Below are 15,974 nucleotides of genomic sequence, written 5' to 3'. Positions count from 1 at the left end.
AATAGCTTGAACAAGTTAAAAAAATGGAAAGTTTATTGTATGTATAACATATGATTGAGTTGGAAGAGGGTGATTATGTTGAACAAGCAAGGAATTACAATTAGTCTATGTATGATTGTTCGCGATGAGGAAAATACAATAGATCGATGTTTGGACGCGGTAGAAAAAATTGTTGATGAAATTATTGTAGTTGATACAGGATCCACTGATCGAACGAAGGAAATTGTAGCAAAATACACTTCTAACATACACGATTTTCCGTGGATTGATGACTTTGCGGCAGCTAGAAATTTTGCGTTTTCAAAAGCAACGCAAGAATATATATTATGGTTAGATGCTGATGATGTGTTATTAGAGGAAGCTCAAGAATCACTGAAAACATTAAAACGAGAGTTAGATGGTAAAGTTGACGCTGTTTCTATGCCTTATTATCTTGTAATGGATTCTAATGGGAAACCTTTATATTGCACAAGAAGATATCGACTTGTAAAGCGTGAAAAACAATTTCAATGGTTTGGAAAGGTGCATGAGTATTTAGCTGTTTCTGGTGAGATTTACAATAGTAATGTCGCCATTACACATAAGAAAGAAAAAGAAATAACGAATCGTAATTTGAAAATTTTTCAAAATGCTGTAGCAGCTGGAGAAGAATTAAGCCCGAGAGATTTATTTTATTACGGTAATGAATCTATGGATAATCAAAAATACGACGATGCGGTTCTTCTGTATGAAACATTTCTTAATCAAGAGGAAGGATGGCATGAAGAGAAAATTTATGCATGTGGTAAGTTAGGAGATTGTTATGCGAAGTTAGGAGACTGGGAGAAGGCAGTTGAAACTTGTACGAAGTCGTTTCGTTATGGTATTCCTAGAGGAGAGAATTGTACAAGAATAGGATATATATATATGGAACAACAAAAGTATAATGAAGCGATATTTTGGTTTAAGCTAGCAACTGAAGTGCCGCTAGCAGAGGATAGTCCTTTTCACAGTCCGGCTAGTTATACGTGGATTCCATATTTACAAATGTGTATTTGTTATAGCAGATTAGGAGATCAAGATAAAGCTTATTATTATAATGAATTGGCAGCTTCTTATGTTCCGAATAATGCTGCGATTGAATATAACCGTAAATATTTTAGAGGCATCTATGATAAACAATATAAAATGTAATTTGTTCTATTTTTAGGAAATGACTTGTCGCTATTCTAATGATAGTAGAATGGCTATATATTAGATTATCGGTAATGTAACCAATAGAGATGGCATCCTTTGTAGAATATCTTTTGTTTATATTTCAAATTCAATTTGCATAAGGAGTGTGTGAAATGAATCGGGAGAAAAGTTCTTTATACGAAGAAAAATCTGAACATTATTATAATGCGATAAATCCTAATTTATTCAAGCATATAAAAAAGGAATGGCAAGAAGTTCTTGATATTGGTTGCTCGAGCGGTGCATTAGGAGCGGCTATAAAAGAAAATGGAGCACGTGTATCAGGAATTGAGGCGTTCCCAGAGGCTGCCGAAAAGGCGAAAGAAAAACTAGATCATGTTATTTTAGGTGATATAGAAACAATGGATCTTCCTTATGAGAAGGAACAATTTGATTGTGTCATATTCGGGGATGTATTAGAGCATTTATTTGATCCGTGGGCTGTTATAAAGAAAGTAAAGCCATATATAAAAGAAAATGGTGTGATTTTAGCTAGCATACCAAACGTTGCGCACATTTCAGTATTAGCTCCCTTACTCGCTGGAAATTGGACGTATACAGAATATGGATTATTAGATAAAACGCATATTCGTTTCTTTACTTTTAATGAAATGCTAAGAATGTTTTTAAAAGCAGGATATTCTATTAGTAAAGTAGATCGTGTATATGTTGATCATAAAATATATGAGCCACTTATTGAAGAGTTATATGGAATTTGTAAAAAGTATCGTCTTGGAAGTGGCTTCATGGCTGAGACAGTTGTATTTCAATATATTATTGAAGCAGAAAAATCACAATTATGAGTGCTGCAGAAAAAACAATACTATTTGTTACATGTATAAATGATCGGAAATTGTATGCACAATGTGCGCGACATATATTGAAATTGGCAGTACCTCCTGGGTATACTATACAATTTATGCCGATTCGAAATGCAAAAAGTATGACGAGCGGATACAATCAAGCCATTTCACATCCAGCGAAGTATAAAGTGTATTTACACCAAGATGTCTTTATTATAAATGGAGCCTTTCTATACGGATTAATTCAATTATTTGAGGAGCATGAACATCTTGGGATGATTGGGATGGTTGGATCCCAATATGTTCCTCCAAATGGTGTATGGAACGAAGGGCGTGGGATTGTCGGGAAAGTCATTGGTTATATGAACGATTTGTTTTATATGGCAAGTTTAGAGCAACCATTTCATGAATCGAAAACGTTTATTCCTGTGGAATGTATTGACGGTTTATTGATGGCGACACAATATGATATTCCGTGGCGAGAGGACTTATTTGATGGGTTTGATTTTTATGATGTATCCCAATCTTTTGAATTTAAAAAAGCTGGGTATACAGTCGGTGTCCCTGTGCAGCGTGATGCTTGGTGTATTCATTATCATTTTGATGTAAATATGACGAACTATGAAAAGTATAGAAAAGTATTTGTAGAGAACTATATGTCAGATGTGAATAAGGAAGAATAGAGGGCTACAAAATGAAAGATCATACAATATTAGTCGTTGTTTGTGTAAATAATGAAGAGCTTTTCGAGCAATGCGAAAGGCAAATAAGAAACATTGTTGTTCCCCCTGGCTATGTAGTGCAAATTTTTCCGATACGAGATGCGAAAAGTATGGCAAGTGCGTACAATCGAGCGCTTTCATATCCGGCGAAATATAAAGTATATATACATCAAGATACTTACCTTATTAATCGTGATATGTTTTGTACCCTCATTTCGCTTTTTAAAGAAAATGAAAAGCTTGGTTTAATTGGAGTAGCTGGTGCTCAGTTTTTACCGAGTAACGGGATATGGTGGGAAGGAAAAAATTTAGTAGGGAAAGTGATTGAGTACAGAAGACAGAATTATCAATTATTAAATTTAGATCAGGGGTTTTATGGAAATCAATCTTTTATGTCAGTGCAAGCAATCGATGGTTTACTCATGGCAACGCAGTATGATATTCCGTGGCGAGAGGATTTGTTTCAAGGATTCCATTTCTATGATGTGTCACAGTCTTTAGAATTTCAAAAGGCTGGATATTTAATTGGTATCCCTAATCAAGCAAATCTATGGTGTATTCATTACAACGGAGATGAGTTTGATGCGGATACATATGAGAAATACCGGGGGATTTTTGTGGAACATTATAAAGAGGTGCTATCTCCATCATAAGGGAGAGATGAAGGATGAAAGGGATTATTTTAGCAGGCGGGACAGGATCGAGATTATATCCAATAACGAAAGTAACGAATAAACATTTACTTCCCGTTGGGCGGTATCCGATGATTTATCATGCGGTATATAAGCTGAAGCGATGTGAAATTACAGATATTATGATTATTACCGGTAAAGAGCATATGGGAGATGTTGTGAGCTTTCTAGGAAGTGGTCAAGAGTTTGGTGTATCCTTTACGTATCGTGTGCAAGATAAGGCGGGTGGGATTGCGCAGGCGCTAGGACTTTGTGAAGATTTCGTAGGAAATGATCGGATGGTAGTTATATTAGGAGATAATATCTTTTCAGATGATATTTGCCCGTATGTTAAAGAGTTTACAAGTCAAAAAGAAGGGGCTAAAGTGCTGCTTCAATCTGTAGAAGATCCCGAGCGATTTGGTGTAGCGCATATTCAAGGCCGAAAAATAATTGGAATTGAAGAAAAGCCGAATGAGCCGAAAAGTTCTTATGCTGTTACGGGAATTTATTTGTATGATTCGAAAGTCTTTTCTTATATAAAAGAATTAAAACCTTCCGCAAGAGGGGAACTTGAAATTACAGATATAAATAATTGGTATTTAAAACGAGGAGTACTTACTTATAATGAAATGAGCGGCTGGTGGACTGATGCGGGAACGCATGCTTCTCTTCAAAGAGCGAATACGTTAGCGCGGGATATAAACTTTGGGAAACAGTTTAATGGAGAATAGGTGAAAATATGAAAGTTGTAGAAATAAATTTTACCGATGCGAAATTGTTAGAACCGAGATTGTTTGAAGACGAGCGAGGTTTTTTTACTGAAAGTTATAATAAGAAGATGCTAGAATCGTTAGGGATTACGCATTCATTTGTGCAAGATAACGTATCTTATTCAGCGCATTCGGGGACGATTCGAGGGCTACACTTTCAAAAAAATCCGAAAGCACAAACGAAACTCATTCAAGTTATGCAAGGTGCAATATATGATGTTATCGTTGATTTGCGAAAAGATTCACCTACATTTAAAAAGTGGAGAGGTTATATTTTAAGTGCGGATAATCATAGGCAATTATTAGTGCCGAAAGGATTTGCTCATGGTTTTTGTACACTTGTACCTCATACAATTGTTATGTATAAAGTAGATGAGTATTATAGTGCTGATCACGATTCCGGTTTGCTTTGGGAAGATAAAGAATTATCAATTCCATGGCCGGTAACAAATCCTATCTTGTCCGATAAGGATCGAATATTACCATTACTTCAGGAATATGAAGATAGTTTTTAAGTAGGAGAGTTGTTTATGAATATATTAGTTACAGGTGGAGCTGGATTTATTGGAAGTAATTTCATTCACTATATGTTAAAAAACTATGAAACATATAAAATCATTAATTACGATGCATTAACATATAGCGGGAATTTAAATAATGTAAAGTCTATTCAAGAAAATCCTAACTACTCATTTGTAAAAGGGAAAATCCAAAATGGAGAGCTGCTGGAACATGTTGTTAAGGAATGTGACGTGCAAGTAATTGTAAATTTCGCAGCTGAATCACATGTGGATCGTAGTATTGAAAACCCAATTCCTTTTTATGATACGAATGTAATAGGTACAGTCACGCTGTTGGAGTTAGTGAAAAAATATTCACATATTAAACTCGTGCAAGTATCAACAGATGAAGTATACGGTTCTTTAGGGAAAACAGGAAAGTTTACCGAGGAAACCCCGCTAGCTCCTAATAGTCCATATTCTTCAAGTAAAGCGAGTAGCGACATGATAGCCCTATCTTATTATGAAACGTATCAATTACCGGTTATTATAACGCGTTGTTCTAATAACTACGGACCGTACCAATATCCTGAGAAATTAATTCCGTTAATGGTTACGAATGCTCTTGAAGGAAAGAAACTACCATTATATGGTGATGGATTGAATGTAAGGGATTGGCTGCATGTAACGGATCATTGTAGTGCAATTGACACCGTTTTGCATAAGGGATGTGTAGGAGAGGTGTATAATATCGGCGGAAATAACGAAAAAACAAATGTAGATGTTGTGGAACAAATTATAAAACTTTTAGGAAAAACGAAAAAAGATATTGAATTTGTAACAGACCGTTTAGGTCACGACCGTCGTTATGCGATTGATGCACAAAAAATGAAGAATGAGTTTGAATGGGAACCGAAGTATACGTTCGAACAAGGATTAAAAGAAACGGTGGAATGGTATAAAAACAATGTGGACTGGTGGAAACCACTAAAAGAAAAGTAAGGGGCATGTAGATGAAAGAACGGATTATCATAACGGGAGCGAACGGTCAGCTAGGGAAGCAACTACAAGAAGAGTTGAATTCTGAGGAATATGACATATATCCATTTGATAAAAAGTTATTAGATGTAACAAATATATCCCGAATTAAGCAAGTGGTACAAGAAATAAAGCCACATACAATTGTTCATTGTGCAGCGTATACGAAGGTAGATGGTGCTGAGAAAGAACAGGATCTTGCTTACTTAATAAATGCGATTGGAGCTCGAAATGTAGCGGTTGCTTCACAATTAGTAGGGGCTAAGTTAGTGTATGTCAGTACCGATTATGTATTTCCAGGTGACAAACCGGATGGCTATCATGAATTTCATAATCCAGCACCGATAAATATATATGGAGCTTCTAAATTTGCAGGAGAGCAGTTCGTAAAAGAGTTACATAATAAATATTTTATAGTTCGTACATCGTGGTTGTATGGTAAGTATGGAAATAATTTTGTGAAAACGATGCTACGATTAGGAAAAGAGAGAGAAAACATATCTGTTGTAGCGGATCAAATTGGCTCTCCTACGTACGTGGCAGATTTAAATATGATGATTAATAAGCTCATTCACACTTCTTTATACGGTACGTATCACGTATCCAATAGAGGATCATGTTCTTGGTTTGAATTTGCCCAAAAAATATTTTCGTATGCAAATATGAAAGTGAATGTATTACCTGTTTCAACTGAAGAATTCGGATCGGCGGCTGCGAGACCAAAATATTCTATTTTTCAACATAACATGCTACGATTAAATGGTTTTTTACAAATGCCTACTTGGGAAGAAGGATTAGAAAGGTTTTTTATAGAAACAAAAAGTCATTAACAAATTTATGTTAGTGACTTTTTTGTTTGCCTTTAAGAGGTTTTATGGTACTATAATTATAGTATCAGGTACTAATAACAAGTATAAGTATTTCTGGGAGGATATATCATGGAACTATTACAAGGGAAAACATTTGTTGTTATGGGCGTTGCGAACCAAAGAAGTATTGCATGGGGAATTGCTCGCTCTTTGCATAATGCAGGTGCAAAATTAATATTCACATATGCAGGAGAGCGTTTAGAAAGAAATGTTCGTGAACTAGCGGAAACATTAGAAGGACAAGAATCACTTGTATTACCTTGTGATGTAACGAATGATGAAGAACTTACAGCTTGCTTTGAAACTATTAAGCAAGAAGTTGGTACAATTCACGGTGTTGCACACTGTATTGCTTTTGCAAATCGTGATGATTTAAAAGGCGAATTTGTAGATACTTCTCGCGATGGATTTTTACTTGCACAAAATATTAGTGCATTCTCTTTAACAGCTGTAGCAAGAGAAGCGAAGAAAGTGATGACAGAAGGCGGAAATATTTTAACTTTAACATACCTTGGCGGCGAGCGCGTTGTGAAAAATTATAACGTTATGGGTGTTGCGAAAGCTTCGTTAGAAGCTAGCGTGAAATATTTAGCGAACGATTTAGGACAACATGGCATTCGCGTTAACGCTATTTCTGCAGGACCAATTCGTACGTTATCTGCGAAAGGTGTAGGCGACTTTAACTCAATCTTAAAAGAAATTGAGGAACGCGCACCACTTCGTCGTGCGACGACTCCAGAAGAAGTTGGAGATACAGCAGTATTCTTATTCAGTGATTTAGCACGCGGAGTAACAGGTGAAAACATTCATGTTGATTCAGGATATCATATTTTAGGATAAATATAATAGGAATTAAAGTTTAAAAAGGACAGTCTCTAAACGTTGAGACTGTCCTTTTTAATTGTTCCCAGAAAGAACGATTTTTAACGAAAGTTCTAGCCACGTTATGAATATAACTATAATAGTACACGATTTATCCAGCTACGTATGGAAGTGGGAGGGACGAGTGTGAAGAATAAAAATAAAAGTTCAACAGTTGGAAAACCGTTGTTATATATTGCACAAGTAAATTTAGAACTCGCTGCACCGAAAATAAAAAGAATTATTTTAACGAATTTCGAAGATGAGGATCAAAAAGAGCAAAGTAATAGAAATGAAAGTATTGTAAGTAGTGCTGTGGAAGAAGTGGTAGAACAAGAGAAACAAGAACCACGAGAGGAGCCTCAAGTGGAGGTGGAAGAAAAAGTAGAGGAAGAGGAAGAGCAAGTGAGAACGGTCCCTTACAATAAATCCTTTAAGGATATGAATAATGAAGAAAAAATTCATTTTTTATTAAATCGTCCTCATTACATTCCAAAAGTAAGATGTAGAATAAGAACGACGACCGTCTCATATATAGGATCGATTATATCTTACCGTAATGGCATTGTATCCATTATGCCACCAAATAGTATGAGAGATATTCGATTATCTATAGAAGACATCAAAACGATTGATATGGCCGGCTTTTAAATATGTAAAGGTGGTAGAAAGCTTCTACCACCCCAATAGTTTTTTAGTTTACTTAACTATAGAAACGTCGCGTAAGCACTGAATAGCACAGAAGCAGCTTAAATCAACAGTAATGCAAGTAGATGTCGAGATTAATCTTGCATTTGGTATAGCTAAAAACGTACAAATTGGATCGTCGCCAGGTGGTACAGGAGACCCATCACCTAATACTACAGTTAACACACGTAGGACAGCACAGCTATCGTCATCTACGCTTTCTACACGGAAAATTGGAGATTGGCAGTTAGTAAGGCTTGAAGATGGTGCAAATGCCTCAAATGGCGTTCCAGCTTTTGTGTATAAAATAAAAGGGCGTGTATTTGCTACTGCTGCTGTATTGTGTGCTCCTAAAAATGGAATTTCACAACCAGAACCACATGTTGAACTAGAGCAATCTTGTAGTTCATTGATGAATTTTACGACGTCAACTACGCAGTGAGAAGAGCTATGGTGTTTATTTTCGTTACAACTCATTAATGTCACTCCTTATCTTCTTGTTTGTATTTACATTAATAAGATATTGGAGTGGGGGAGATTTGGTCACAATCTTAAGACCTTTTTTTTTAAATAGGCTAAAGAGGATAGGGAAGGTGGAATTATGTTATTTACAAGCTGGCTTTTATTTTTTATTTTTGCGCTAGCTGCATTTAGGTTAACTCGTCTTATTGTTTATGATAAAATTACAGCTTTTTTGCGAAGACCGTTTATTGATGAGTTAGAGATTACAGAGCCTGATGGAAGTGTATCGACTTTTACAAAGGTGAAAGGGAAAGGATTAAGAAAGTGGATGGGAGAATTATTAAGCTGCTATTGGTGTACAGGTGTGTGGGTTAGTGCTTTTTTATTAGTTTTATATAAATGGATTCCTATTGTTGCAGAGCCTGTACTAGCATTATTAGCCATTGCAGGTGCAGCAGCGATCATTGAAACAATTACAGGATATTTTATGGGAGAATAATAAAGTGAAAATTTAATCAGTGTGGGGCATCCCCCGCTAATTATCAGCCCGCACCAATCGGGATAAATCTTCATGATGTTAGAAAAAGCGGAGTTTAAGAGGATGCGGGAACGGAAATAAAGAGTTGTTCATATAGTAAATAGACAGAATTGACAGTAGAGGAGATGTTTGCTGTGAGCAATAATCCAAGGCAAAATTCATATGATCTACAGCAGTGGTATAACATACAGCAACAGCAACAAGCACACCAACAGGCATATCAAGAACAGTTACAGCAACAAGGATTTGTGAAAAAAAAGGGATGCAACTGTGGGAAAAAGAAGAATACAATAAAACAATATGAAGAATGAAACACTCATGTTACGGTGAGTGTTTTTTATTGTAAAAATAAAAAGCGGTATTTCAATTAAGAAATACCGCTTTTTACTAGCTAATTTGTGCAACTGTTAATGCTGCAGCACGGATGTCTACAGTTCCAAGCAGTTCAACTGGTACAATTTGAATTAAGTCACCAGGGTTTAAGTTAATAAGAATAACACCACTGGATACGTCTACTTCACCAGTACCAATAACGTTAGAGCGAACCGCTGTACCTGATCCAGGAATAATGTTAGCTGGTGTACCTAATGATAAGAAGAAACGACCAGCTTCTGGTGCAGTAGGAACGTTATCAAGACTGATCGTTAATGTATAACTGATTTGATAAATACCAGCTACTTGAATTCGAATACCGTCTCCGACACTTACTGTATTATTTATTACAGGAACAGTAATATTTGGGTTTGGACTTACGCTAGGTAATAGTAGTGGTGTGAATAGTGAAGCGAACTGAGGTGCAGAAGCGTTGAAAGCAAAACCGAAGGCAGGTAGTGTACTAGCTGGTTTCGCCTCACAATCAATGTTATTAAATTCGCAATCAGAAGAGAACATGTTTTTCACTCCTTTATCTGTTTCTACTTTTAGTTAATGAAAAGGACAGGTTCTATGTTCTAGACAAGTTCCCAATTTTATAAAAAATACATAATAATACCTTTTAAGCATGGATTGGGTGGCAGAATCATCTGCCACCCAATCCATGCTTAAATTAGTATTCAGTTTTATATAGAAACATCGCGTAAGCATTGAATAGCGCAGAAGCAACTTAAATCAACAGTAATACAAGAGGAGGTTGATACTAATCTTGCATTTGGTACAGCTAAAAATGTACAGATTGGATCATCACCAGGTGGTACAGAGGTACCATCACCTAAAACTACAGTTAATACACGCAATACAGCACAGTCATCATCATCTATACTCTCTACACGGAAAATTGGAGATTGGCAGCTAGTAAGGCTTGCAGATGGTGCAAATGCTTCAAAAGGTGTTCCAGCTTTTGTGTATAAAATAAAAGGACGTGTATTCGCTACTGATGCAGTGTTATGTGCTCCTAAAAATGGAACTTCGCAACCAGATCCACATGTTGTGGTTGCACATTCTTGTAGTTCATGTATAAAACGAACGACATTAGATACACAGTTGAAATCACAATCATGGTGTTGATGATCTTCATTACAATTGCAGCTCATTATGTTCACTCCTTATCGTGAGTTCTGACATACACTATTACAATATGAACGGGATATGGTTGATATTACGTTAATTCTCAGGATAGAAACAGGGAATTTATATAGAGGGGATGTACATATCGTGATATGGAAAAAGACACCCATTATTTAATGGATGTCTTTTCAGGTAAATCTTTTTGCGCAGTATATAGAAAACGAGATATATCTAGTTTCTTTCCTCTGAAAAATTGCGGGGAGGAAATGTAAAGTTCTTCTTTTGCGCGTGTAATGGCGACATAGAGTAATCGTCGTTCTTCTTCTAATGCTTCAGAAGTCTCCGTCACACGGTCATTTGCATCTTTTAAAGAAGAAGTATGCGGCAATATACCATCGCTTGCTCCGAGTAAAAAGACGCATGGAAACTCAAGGCCTTTCGCGTTATGAATTGACATAAGCGATACAGCATCTTTTTGCGGCATTGTTTTTAATGCTTCCATTTCTTTTTGACCTTGAATGGCCTCGTTAATAAATTGTAAGTAAGCTGGAATATCCGTAAAGCGAGTTGCTGATTCCATTAATTCTTCTAACATTTCTTCTTGTATGTCCTTATGCATCGTAAAGGAAGAACGATCATTACTTTGTAAGTACTCTAAATACTTTCCTTTACCATGAATAATTTCTTTCAATGCTTTTTTCGGTTCAAGTTCTTTTATAAACTTAATAAAATCGATTCGCTCATTTACTTTTTTAACTTGAAAAGGTTTCAAGCTTGGGTTTAGTAATAGAAAATGAAGAAGAGAAGGGAAACGGCCCTCACCATATTTCCATTGTTCACGTTCAATAAATGAAATGCACTCATCACGGCCAATATACATTGTTGGTAATATATTTGAAAGTGATTCGAGGCGGAACGGTTCAAGCACGAGTCGTAAGTGATCTAATACGGGCCTAATTAAAGAATGTTCGTAGAACGATTGGCTCGCTCCATGTTTAATAAATGGAATCTTATGAATTGTAAGCTGATCAAGTAAAGAACGGCTTACAGAATGTGTACGATATAATAAACAAAAATCTTTATAATTTCGTTCACCACTATCTACTTTTTCCTGAATGAGTTGCAAAATTTGATTTGCTTCATCAAGAGTTGTCACAGGTCGTGCATAAAACGGCTGTATGCCATCGTTACGAACAGAATATAGCTCTTTATCAAAACGTTCTTGATTGAGCTTAATAACTTCATTTCCAAGTCCTACGATAAATGGATTAGATCGATAATTCGTATTAAGTGCGATAATCGTAGTATTATCAAATTCCTTTGGAAAAGATAAAATAATTTGGTGACTTGCCCCTCGCCAGCCGTAAATCGCTTGATCGTCATCACCTGCGATAAATAAATTATTTCTCGGCGTGGCTAACAATTTTACAATTTCATATTGTGCATACGACGTATCTTGAAACTCATCTACTTCAATGTAATGAAAACGCTCTTGTAATTGAGTAAGCAGGGGAGCGTTATTTTCTAACATATAATACATTTCTAATAAGATGTCGTCAAAATCGATATAATTGTGTCGTTGTTTTACCTCTTCGAAACGTTCGTATACTTCTTTGAACTCTTGTTCAACCGGTGTTTTCGCTTTTACATCTTTCGGACGATTCAAGTTGTTTTTCTCAAGTGAAATCATAGCGAGTATCGTTTCGGCATCATAATCGTCTTTTAAGCGCAATTCTTTCAAAATTTTCTTTATCATAATTTGTTTATGTTTTTCATTTGCTAAAATTTGCTGATTATATCCTTGACTACGAAGCAATTTTAAAAAGACAGAGTGGAATGTACCAGCAACGACATAGCTACTTGCGGCATGATTCATACCAGGTAAATTCGCTACACGGCTTCGAATTTCTTCAGCTGCTTTTTGTGTAAACGTCAGCAGTAAAATATTTCGCGGATGGACATGTTTTACATTAACTAAATAACCAACGCGAGTTGTTAAAACAGATGTTTTACCACTTCCAGCACCAGCTAGTGTAAGGACAGGTCCTTCTGTCGTTTGCACTGCTTCTAACTGTTTTTCATTTAAATAAACACCTTGCTGTTCTAAAGCGCGGAAATACGCCGCATCTGCATCTTCTTCCATAATTAAATGGGTAGATGTTTTCGGAATATGATACGCCGCTTGCGGAATGCCAGCGTGTGTTAACGGTTTTTGTGAAAATTTTTCTTGTGTCATATATTCACCTTCAAAACTATAGCATCAACATTTAACTTTAGCGGAAGAAAAAGAAAATAGCAATGTAAAAAACAGGAGGGGCTACCTCCTGCTACAAAATTATAATTCTTTTATCATTACGACGTGTGGGATATTTGCTTCCATAAACACATCAGAAGCCGTCACGTATCCTAGCTTTTTATAGAAAAATTCAGCATGTGTTTGAGCATGGAGTTTCAATTTCGGTAGAGACTCTTCCTTCGCATACGCTTCAAGTGCATCCATAATGATTTTACCAATGCCTTTTTTACGATGTGAAGCTAGTACGCAAATGCGCTCCATTTTTCCTATTCCATCAACGATGCGGAAGCGACCAGCACCAACTGGAACATCATTATCATATATAACAACGTGTGTTGAAATCTCTTCAAACTCATCATACTCTTCTTCTGCAGAAACACGTTGCTCATTTACAAATACTTGCTTACGTACAGAGAATGCATCTCTTAGTTGTTCGTCCGTTTGTACGATTTGTGCGTGCAAATTAGTTGTTCTCCTTTCCAAGGTGGAATGTTTCATGTACAGTCCACGTTCCATTTTCTAATTGGTATAGAAGGTGGAAACGATCGATTGGTTGCTCATAATAGAAATCTTTCATACGTAATCGACCTAATACATCAGCGTGCTCTGCGTCTGATAAGTCTTGACCGATTGTTAAATGAGGTACGAAAGAGTACTCGCGCTCTTGTGTAAAGAAACCATTATGCATTTCTTCATTTAAGAAAGTAAGTTCAGGTGTTTTTTCTACTTTAAAATAAAGAACATTATTAACAGGTGCGAATGAACCGACTTTCCCAACATGAAGGGTGAAAGGGTTCGTTTTATTTGCGATTGTATGTAACTCATTCACAATCGATTCTAATTGTTCATCTTGCGTCTCAAAGGGTGTTTTCAATGTAATATGTGGCGGAACTAATGCGTAATGCGGATCATAACGTTTACGTAATCCGTTCGCTTTATCTTGAATCATTTTTGATGGGAAAATTACAATTCCTAATTTCATGTTCCAATTCCTCCCTTTGCAAGTCTAGTTAGATTTTGAGAATAAATCTCTTTATCTATTATATCAAATTATTCTGAATACCGCTCTCTATTATTTCATTGATAGAATATGAGAAAATGCTTTTGGTAAATCTGCTTGCCAATATTTCCATGTGTGATTCCCTTCAAACTCTTCATAATGCGTGATGAAATTTCTATCTGTAAGTAGTTTATTTAACTCGCGATTCGGTTCTACGAAATCAGATACTTGTCCGTCTGTACGCTTGACAGCTGTTTCTTCGGTCCCAATTACGTGATAAAGATCTAGCGCCCCCGGATTTTTGAAATCTTTTGCTAAGTTCATGACTGTTTCATCAACAAATGGTGATTGCATAACGATCTTACCAAATGTATGCGGATACATAAGTGCGGTCATGAAGGAAACTGTACCGCCGAGAGAATCTCCAATTAAAACGCGTCCTTTACCCATTTGATATGTTGGATAATTTGCATCAATATATGGAGCAAGCTCATGAGCAAGGAAACGAATGTAAGCAGCATTCTTTACATCATTTGGGAAATATTTTTCCTTACGATCGTGTACATTTTTATATGGAATACCGACAATAATTGTGCGGTCGATTTCTTCAGTTTCACGAAGCCGCTCAATTACACGGTGCGCTTTACCAAGCTGAAAATAATCTCTACCATCTTGTGCAATAACAACCGTATGCTTATGGAGAGGTGTGTAATTTACTGGTAAATAAACAAGAAGTGTAAGCTCCTCTTGAAGTGATGTACTAAAAAATGAAATTTCTTCAATTCTCCCTATTGTTTGATTCATGTATATCCCCCTAAATAAAAATTTACTGTAATGATTGTAAGAGCAACGCTTGTAGTGAAAAGGAAAGAAATAATCACTAATAGGTGCCTTAATTTCTATTTTACCATAATGGTACGAAGAATCTAAAAAATTAGTATTTAAGTTGTGAAAGAAAACGGATATAATGAAGTGGGATTTTTTACAGGTGAGAGGGGAGACAGGATTTGAAACAAGAAAGATCAATCGCACTACCACTAGCAATTTCCATTATAGCAATTTCATTCGCAGCTGTTTTTGCAAAGATGTCCTCAGCACCATCTTCCGTTTTAAGTATGTATCGATTATGGATTATCGTACTTATTATGCTGCCGATCGTTTGGAAAAAACGGGAAGAGTTTAGTAGGATTCAAATAAAAGATTGGGGATTTTTAATTGGATCTGGTTTCTTTTTAGCTCTTCATTTTCTTCTATGGTTTGAATCCTTAAAGCATACGACAGTTGCTAGTTCGACGATTATTTTAGCACTTCAACCGATCGTATCTTTAGTGGGAGGTTTTTTCTTATTTAAAGAAAGAACAACCTATTCAGCAATTGCGACGATGGGAATTGCGATACTAGGCGTAATGTGTATTGGCTGGGGAGATTTAGGGCTAAGTGAGCAAGCAATTTATGGGGATATATTATCCTTTTTAAGTGTAATAGCAGTTGTCGGTTATTTATTTATCGGACAAACGACAGTAAAGAAAGTATCTCATTGGATTTATAGTTTCACTGTATTTGCCTTCGCTGGTATATTTATAGCGATTTATAACGTTATACTTCAAGTGCCATTTACAGGCTATACGAAGTGGGATTGGAGTATTTTTCTTTTACTTGCGATTGTACCGACAGTGTCACACGTCATTAATAATTGGTTATTAAATTACGTAAATGCAACAACGATTTCAATGAGCATTTTAGGAGAACCAGTTGGGGCATCTATACTAGCGTTCTTCTTACTTGGAGAAAAATTAAATGCAATGCAAATTATCGGTAGCATGCTCGTATTGTTTGGTGTATCTGTTTTCTTACTACAGCAACAAAAGCGAACAGCAAAAAATGTGGTGAATGAACCGGCTTATACACAGGAATTATAACGAGTTTATTCTAATATACGAAAAGAGAAGTTATTGGTAACTTCTCTTTTTTTTTGTTCCATGCAGAAAATAAAACAGATTAATAGGGGAATTCCCGCCATGTAGCATGAAAAAAGA

The 15,974-nt window shown here is 36.0% G+C and carries 20 protein-coding genes; 13 read left to right on the top strand and 7 right to left on the bottom strand.

Translation table 11 applies throughout. From position 1 onward, the window contains the following. The first annotated feature begins 75 nt into the window (after window positions 1–75). The 10 genes from NSS74_RS17680 to NSS74_RS17635 all read left to right on the top strand — a co-directional run bounded on the left by NSS74_RS17680 (window position 76) and on the right by NSS74_RS17635 (window position 8,103). Window positions 76–1,173 carry a tetratricopeptide repeat-containing glycosyltransferase family 2 protein gene (locus tag NSS74_RS17680; protein WP_002140850.1) on the top strand — a complete coding sequence of 366 codons (1,098 nt, stop codon included), beginning with the start codon at window positions 76–78 and terminating at the stop codon, window positions 1,171–1,173. Between the two features lie 155 nt (window positions 1,174–1,328). Beyond that, window positions 1,329–2,018, top strand: coding sequence for a class I SAM-dependent methyltransferase (locus NSS74_RS17675; RefSeq protein WP_002125965.1), 690 nt, complete (start codon window positions 1,329–1,331; stop codon window positions 2,016–2,018). Then, window positions 2,015–2,701 carry a glycosyltransferase family protein gene (locus tag NSS74_RS17670; RefSeq protein WP_002140852.1) on the top strand — a complete coding sequence of 229 codons (687 nt, stop codon included), beginning with the start codon at window positions 2,015–2,017 and terminating at the stop codon, window positions 2,699–2,701. Before NSS74_RS17675 ends, NSS74_RS17670 begins: the two co-directional genes overlap by 4 nt. Before the next feature lie 11 nt (window positions 2,702–2,712). Then, window positions 2,713–3,393 carry a glycosyltransferase family protein gene (locus NSS74_RS17665; RefSeq protein WP_002030417.1) on the top strand — a complete coding sequence of 227 codons (681 nt, stop codon included), beginning with the start codon at window positions 2,713–2,715 and terminating at the stop codon, window positions 3,391–3,393. Window positions 3,394–3,407: 14 nt separating this feature from the next. Further along, entirely contained in the window at window positions 3,408–4,145 is a 738-nt protein-coding gene (locus tag NSS74_RS17660; RefSeq protein WP_002140853.1) for a sugar phosphate nucleotidyltransferase, read from the top strand. An 8-nt stretch (window positions 4,146–4,153) separates the two neighbouring features. Then, window positions 4,154–4,699, top strand: coding sequence for a dTDP-4-dehydrorhamnose 3,5-epimerase (gene rfbC, locus NSS74_RS17655; protein WP_002140854.1), 546 nt, complete (start codon window positions 4,154–4,156; stop codon window positions 4,697–4,699). A gap of 15 nt (window positions 4,700–4,714) precedes the next feature. After that, a complete protein-coding gene (gene rfbB, locus NSS74_RS17650) occupies window positions 4,715–5,686 on the top strand; it encodes a dTDP-glucose 4,6-dehydratase (protein ID WP_002140855.1) in 972 nt (323 codons plus the stop codon). Window positions 5,687–5,697: 11 nt separating this feature from the next. Continuing rightward, complete coding sequence (rfbD, locus tag NSS74_RS17645; protein ID WP_002011383.1) at window positions 5,698–6,552, top strand: dTDP-4-dehydrorhamnose reductase; 855 nt, start codon at window positions 5,698–5,700, stop codon at window positions 6,550–6,552. 108 nt (window positions 6,553–6,660) lie between these two features. Next, window positions 6,661–7,431: an enoyl-ACP reductase FabI gene (gene fabI / locus NSS74_RS17640; protein ID WP_002011384.1), complete on the top strand. Its 771-nt coding sequence runs from the start codon at window positions 6,661–6,663 to the stop codon at window positions 7,429–7,431. A 147-nt stretch (window positions 7,432–7,578) separates the two neighbouring features. After that, a complete protein-coding gene (locus NSS74_RS17635) occupies window positions 7,579–8,103 on the top strand; it encodes a CotO family spore coat protein (RefSeq protein ID WP_172796653.1) in 525 nt (174 codons plus the stop codon). 48 nt (window positions 8,104–8,151) lie between these two features. On the opposite strand, the gene exsY is transcribed toward NSS74_RS17635, so the two are convergent. Next, window positions 8,152–8,616 carry an exosporium assembly protein ExsY gene (gene exsY, locus NSS74_RS17630; protein WP_002140857.1) on the bottom strand — a complete coding sequence of 155 codons (465 nt, stop codon included), beginning with the start codon at window positions 8,614–8,616 and terminating at the stop codon, window positions 8,152–8,154. Window positions 8,617–8,740: 124 nt separating this feature from the next. On the opposite strand from exsY, the gene NSS74_RS17625 reads away from it, so the two are divergent. Together NSS74_RS17625 and NSS74_RS17620 are read left to right on the top strand one after the other, a co-directional pair. Further along, entirely contained in the window at window positions 8,741–9,100 is a 360-nt protein-coding gene (locus tag NSS74_RS17625; protein WP_002140858.1) for a DUF1360 domain-containing protein, read from the top strand. A gap of 164 nt (window positions 9,101–9,264) precedes the next feature. Continuing rightward, on the top strand, window positions 9,265–9,450 hold the full coding sequence (locus tag NSS74_RS17620) for a hypothetical protein (protein ID WP_033708144.1): 186 nt from the start codon (window positions 9,265–9,267) through the stop codon (window positions 9,448–9,450). 76 nt (window positions 9,451–9,526) lie between these two features. On the opposite strand, the gene exsF is transcribed toward NSS74_RS17620, so the two are convergent. From exsF to NSS74_RS17590, 6 genes are all read right to left on the bottom strand, one after another. Continuing rightward, window positions 9,527–10,030 (bottom strand): exosporium protein ExsF, encoded by a 504-nt coding sequence (gene exsF / locus NSS74_RS17615; protein ID WP_002011391.1) that lies wholly within the window; start codon window positions 10,028–10,030, stop codon window positions 9,527–9,529. A 167-nt stretch (window positions 10,031–10,197) separates the two neighbouring features. Then, complete coding sequence (cotY, locus tag NSS74_RS17610) at window positions 10,198–10,668, bottom strand: spore coat protein CotY (protein WP_002011392.1); 471 nt, start codon at window positions 10,666–10,668, stop codon at window positions 10,198–10,200. A 143-nt stretch (window positions 10,669–10,811) separates the two neighbouring features. After that, a complete protein-coding gene (locus NSS74_RS17605; protein WP_002140859.1) occupies window positions 10,812–12,878 on the bottom strand; it encodes an ATP-dependent helicase in 2,067 nt (688 codons plus the stop codon). Window positions 12,879–12,977: 99 nt separating this feature from the next. Beyond that, the gene (locus tag NSS74_RS17600) at window positions 12,978–13,400 is read right to left on the bottom strand and encodes a GNAT family N-acetyltransferase (protein ID WP_002064289.1); all 423 of its coding nucleotides are present in this window, start codon (window positions 13,398–13,400) and stop codon (window positions 12,978–12,980) included. A gap of 1 nt (window position 13,401) precedes the next feature. Next, window positions 13,402–13,920 carry a YjcG family protein gene (locus tag NSS74_RS17595; RefSeq protein ID WP_002011397.1) on the bottom strand — a complete coding sequence of 173 codons (519 nt, stop codon included), beginning with the start codon at window positions 13,918–13,920 and terminating at the stop codon, window positions 13,402–13,404. Window positions 13,921–14,010: 90 nt separating this feature from the next. After that, on the bottom strand, window positions 14,011–14,742 hold the full coding sequence (locus tag NSS74_RS17590; RefSeq protein WP_002140860.1) for an alpha/beta hydrolase: 732 nt from the start codon (window positions 14,740–14,742) through the stop codon (window positions 14,011–14,013). A gap of 203 nt (window positions 14,743–14,945) precedes the next feature. Here NSS74_RS17590 and NSS74_RS17585 point away from each other — a divergent pair, with 203 nt between their 5' ends. Next, window positions 14,946–15,857, top strand: coding sequence for a DMT family transporter (locus NSS74_RS17585; protein ID WP_002030492.1), 912 nt, complete (start codon window positions 14,946–14,948; stop codon window positions 15,855–15,857). Window positions 15,858–15,974 lie beyond the last annotated feature (117 nt).

It is taken from the genome of Bacillus sp. FSL E2-8868 (assembly GCF_038005505.1).
Taxonomy (GTDB): domain Bacteria; phylum Bacillota; class Bacilli; order Bacillales; family Bacillaceae_G; genus Bacillus_A; species Bacillus_A mycoides.
Note: the sequence above shows the minus strand (reverse complement) of the source record. Positions and strands in the feature narration are given on the sequence as shown.

Coding starts and splice junctions, on each gene's coding strand:
- NSS74_RS17680 (WP_002140850.1), top strand. CDS start 76: ATGTTGAACAAGCAAGGAATTACAATTAGTCTATGTATGATTGTTCGC.
- NSS74_RS17675 (WP_002125965.1), top strand. CDS start 1,329: ATGAATCGGGAGAAAAGTTCTTTATACGAAGAAAAATCTGAACATTAT.
- NSS74_RS17670 (WP_002140852.1), top strand. CDS start 2,015: ATGAGTGCTGCAGAAAAAACAATACTATTTGTTACATGTATAAATGAT.
- NSS74_RS17665 (WP_002030417.1), top strand. CDS start 2,713: ATGAAAGATCATACAATATTAGTCGTTGTTTGTGTAAATAATGAAGAG.
- NSS74_RS17660 (WP_002140853.1), top strand. CDS start 3,408: ATGAAAGGGATTATTTTAGCAGGCGGGACAGGATCGAGATTATATCCA.
- rfbC (WP_002140854.1), top strand. CDS start 4,154: ATGAAAGTTGTAGAAATAAATTTTACCGATGCGAAATTGTTAGAACCG.
- rfbB (WP_002140855.1), top strand. CDS start 4,715: ATGAATATATTAGTTACAGGTGGAGCTGGATTTATTGGAAGTAATTTC.
- rfbD (WP_002011383.1), top strand. CDS start 5,698: ATGAAAGAACGGATTATCATAACGGGAGCGAACGGTCAGCTAGGGAAG.
- fabI (WP_002011384.1), top strand. CDS start 6,661: ATGGAACTATTACAAGGGAAAACATTTGTTGTTATGGGCGTTGCGAAC.
- NSS74_RS17635 (WP_172796653.1), top strand. CDS start 7,579: ATGGAAGTGGGAGGGACGAGTGTGAAGAATAAAAATAAAAGTTCAACA.
- exsY (WP_002140857.1), bottom strand. CDS start 8,616: ATGAGTTGTAACGAAAATAAACACCATAGCTCTTCTCACTGCGTAGTT.
- NSS74_RS17625 (WP_002140858.1), top strand. CDS start 8,741: ATGTTATTTACAAGCTGGCTTTTATTTTTTATTTTTGCGCTAGCTGCA.
- NSS74_RS17620 (WP_033708144.1), top strand. CDS start 9,265: ATGTTTGCTGTGAGCAATAATCCAAGGCAAAATTCATATGATCTACAG.
- exsF (WP_002011391.1), bottom strand. CDS start 10,030: ATGTTCTCTTCTGATTGCGAATTTAATAACATTGATTGTGAGGCGAAA.
- cotY (WP_002011392.1), bottom strand. CDS start 10,668: ATGAGCTGCAATTGTAATGAAGATCATCAACACCATGATTGTGATTTC.
- NSS74_RS17605 (WP_002140859.1), bottom strand. CDS start 12,878: ATGACACAAGAAAAATTTTCACAAAAACCGTTAACACACGCTGGCATT.
- NSS74_RS17595 (WP_002011397.1), bottom strand. CDS start 13,920: ATGAAATTAGGAATTGTAATTTTCCCATCAAAAATGATTCAAGATAAA.
- NSS74_RS17590 (WP_002140860.1), bottom strand. CDS start 14,742: ATGAATCAAACAATAGGGAGAATTGAAGAAATTTCATTTTTTAGTACA.